Origin of the sequence: Streptomyces alkaliterrae (assembly GCF_007097205.2) — a bacterium.
GTDB classification, from domain to species: domain Bacteria; phylum Actinomycetota; class Actinomycetes; order Streptomycetales; family Streptomycetaceae; genus Streptomyces; species Streptomyces alkaliterrae.
Window position 1 is genome coordinate 1 of sequence record NZ_VJYK02000517.1, and the last position, 2,313, is coordinate 2,313.

Genomic DNA, 2,313 nt, shown 5'->3' on the forward strand with positions numbered 1-2,313 from the left:
GGGCGTCCGGTGGGGCGGCTGCGCGGGCCGCGGCCTCGATGGCCCGCCAGAGTCGGGCGGGCGGCCGGCGGGAGTGCGGGTGCGGTGCCCGGTCGGGCTGCGGCACCGCACGGGCGGCGCGCACGACTCGGCGCGCCGCCGCCAGGTCGGCGCGGCAGCGCGCGCAGTGCGCCAGGTGAGCGGCCTCGGTGCCGACGGCCGGGGCGGCCGCCAGCGCCAGCTCGGTGATGCGTCCACTGTCGACGTGGGACACCCCGCCTCCTTCTGAGCTTGCGTCCGTCTCCCGGCGCCGTCCGGGGCGGCGGCCGACGGCCGACCGTCGGATCAGTTCCGGTCCAGCGGCTGGGCGGTGACAAGGACGTTGTTCTGGTAGCCGCCGCGCCGGGCGTCGTACGGCGGCGCGCAGGTGACGAGCGTGAGCACGTGCGGCCCTGCGCGGGCGAACGTCCGCTCCGGCAGGTTGTCCTTCGGCACCACCCGACGGGCCGTCACCTGGAAGCGGACCGGTCGGCCGTGGCGGCGCTCGACGGTGACCTCGTCGCCCGCCCGGACGTCGTAGAGGGCGGCGAGCGCGCCGAGTTCGCCCGTACGGGAGTCGACGTGGCCGAGGAGGACGGCGGAACCCCGGTCGGCGCCCGGGGCCGGTCCGAAGCGGTACCAGCCGGCACGTGCCGGATCGTCCGGCACCTCGGCGGCGCCGTCCTCGTCGACCCCGGTCGGGACGACGCGCGCGTCCAGTCCGATCCGGGCGACGCGCAGCCGTTCGGGCGGGGGATCGCCGTCCGTCTCAGACCTGCCGGAGGCCGTCCGGGGAGGGTGTCGCGGGCCGGCCTCCGCCGGAGTCCCGACGCCCAGCGGCGGCTGCGGAGGCTGCGGCGGCTGCGCTGTGAGGCGGTCGGGGGCCGCGGTAGCTGTGGGCGGCACACCCGGCGCGCCGCGCGGCTCGCCGAACTCGGTTGGCCCGGAGGTGGGTTGGCCGACCGCGAGCACGGCGAGCAACGCGAGCGCGGCGGTGAGCAGCGCGGCGAGAACGAGCGCCGGACCGGACGGGCGGGCGGCGGGGAGTCGCCCCGTGCGTCTGGTGCGTGTCGTCCGGGTCATCGGGTGTCTCCCGGTCCGAGGGGGCGAGGAGGGCAGGGCCGCCGGGGCCGTCGTCGTGACGACGGCCCCGGCGGGAGGGTGGCCGCCCGGCGGTCACCGGGACGGGCGTGCCGGGCGGCCGGCCCCGGGCCGTTCTCGGGCACGGCCCGGGGAGTCGCGGTCGGCGGCCGGGTGGCGCCGCCCGTCAGGCCCGCTGCGCGGTTCGGCGGCGCAGCACCAGGACGCCGCCCGCGAGCGCGATCACTCCCGCGGCGCTCCACGCCAGCCAGGCGTCCGGGGAGTTGGTGGCGGCGGCCGCACCGTTGCCGCCGGCCGGGACGGAGGCCGGATCACTGTGCATGCCCTCCAACGTCTGCACCTTCAGCGCGAGGTTCTCGTCCTCGGCGCTGCCCCAGGCGTAGACGATGTTGGTCGTGCCCTCCTTGAGGTCGAGGTCGGCGGGGCCGATGGCGACGTCGTCCGTCCCGGCGAGCACCACGTCGGCGCTGACGGTCCCGGCGTCGACCTCGGTGGTCTCCTCGTTCGGGTTCGTCAGGCCCTCGAAGACCGGTTGGCCGCCGGCCCGCACGTCGACCTCCGGCGCGGCGGCGACGTGTCGGACGGTCAGCCGGGACTTGCCGGCGTCGACGTCGGAGACGTCGTTGACGAACGCGGTCAGCTGCGGTTCGCCGTCCGCGTCGAGGTGGGCGGCGACGGTGGCGTTGGCACCGGCCGGTACCTCGATCTCCTTCTCGATTGCCGGGTCGTCGCTTTCGGGGTCGTCTCCGGCGGCGAAGACCTTGATGTCGTAGCTGCCGGACGCCATCTCCTGCGGATCGGTCAGCGTGCCGGGCTCGAAGTCCGGCAGCAGCTCGTCGCCGTTGGCGTAGACGTCGACGGTCAGGCCGGGGACGCCGTGGAAGACGGAGACCCAGGCCTTGTCGTCCTCGGCGGCGGCGGCCTGCGGAGCGACGGCCAGGGCGAGCGAGCAGGTGCCGATCGCGGCCGCGGTGGCCACGACGGTCCGCATGTGGCGCTTCTGCTTGTTCCTCATCGGAAATCCCTTCGAGAGGGCCCCGATCGGTGGCGGGGCGTGTATGTCCGTTGTTCGGGTTCCGGCGCGTTCACGGATGCGGTGCGGCCGGAGACTTCCCGGTCCGGTGGCCGGGTGCGTTCTCAGTCGCCGGCGCTCTCCACGGCGACGGGGTCGGGGGTCCGGCCGCGCGCGGGGAG

At 76.3% G+C, this 2,313-nt stretch carries 2 protein-coding genes and 1 pseudogene; all 3 read right to left on the reverse strand.

Annotation, left to right across the window (positions count from 1 at the left end; genetic code table 11):
* Positions 1–253: pseudogene (locus FNX44_RS26275) on the reverse strand (hypothetical protein); the annotation flags it as partial.
* A gap of 71 nt (positions 254–324) precedes the next feature.
* Positions 325–1,101 carry a class F sortase gene (locus FNX44_RS26280; RefSeq protein WP_143651476.1) on the reverse strand — a complete coding sequence of 259 codons (777 nt, stop codon included), beginning with the start codon at positions 1,099–1,101 and terminating at the stop codon, positions 325–327.
* A gap of 184 nt (positions 1,102–1,285) precedes the next feature.
* Positions 1,286–2,134, reverse strand: a complete 849-nt coding sequence (locus tag FNX44_RS26285) for a DUF4397 domain-containing protein (RefSeq protein WP_228450267.1) — start codon at positions 2,132–2,134, stop codon at positions 1,286–1,288.
* Between the last annotated feature and the right edge of the window lie 179 nt (positions 2,135–2,313).

Excerpts from the sequence above, each read along its gene's own strand:
- FNX44_RS26285 (WP_228450267.1), bottom strand. The coding sequence starts at position 2,134 with ATGAGGAACAAGCAGAAGCGCCACATGCGGACCGTCGTGGCCACCGCG.
- FNX44_RS26280 (WP_143651476.1), bottom strand. The coding sequence starts at position 1,101 with ATGACCCGGACGACACGCACCAGACGCACGGGGCGACTCCCCGCCGCC.